Origin of the sequence: Sabulibacter ruber (genome assembly GCF_017355955.1) — a bacterium.
Taxonomy (GTDB): domain Bacteria; phylum Bacteroidota; class Bacteroidia; order Cytophagales; family Hymenobacteraceae; genus Nibribacter; species Nibribacter ruber_A.
This window is the reverse complement of the sequence record NZ_JAFFID010000111.1, coordinates 1-282: the sequence shown is the minus strand read 5'-3', so window position 1 is coordinate 282 and position 282 is coordinate 1. Positions and strand designations below refer to the sequence as shown.

The window sequence follows — 282 nt, the reverse complement described above, 5'->3', positions numbered from 1 at the left end:
CCTGGATCAGCCCGGCCTCCATGAGCTGGTAGAACAGCCGCGTGGCGCCGATGGAGATGCCCACGCCGGGCAGCTTCGACTTGGTGTAGTGGCTCGCCAGGTTCTCGTAGCGCCCGCCGGAGCAGACGCTGCCGATGCCCGGATGGTCGTTCAGGAAGGTCTCGTAGACCGTGCCGGTGTAGTAGTCGAGCCCGCGCGCGATGGCGAGGTTGATGCGCACAACGCCGTCCGGCACCTGAAGCGCCTTCAGCCCCTCGATGACGGTGGTCAGCTCGGCCACGC

General features: G+C 67.4%; 1 protein-coding gene. It reads right to left on the bottom strand.

Annotation, left to right across the window (positions count from 1 at the left end):
- The coding region (locus JT719_RS24665; protein WP_207436434.1) for an ATP phosphoribosyltransferase regulatory subunit at positions 1 to 282 on the bottom strand (282 nt) is incomplete at both ends.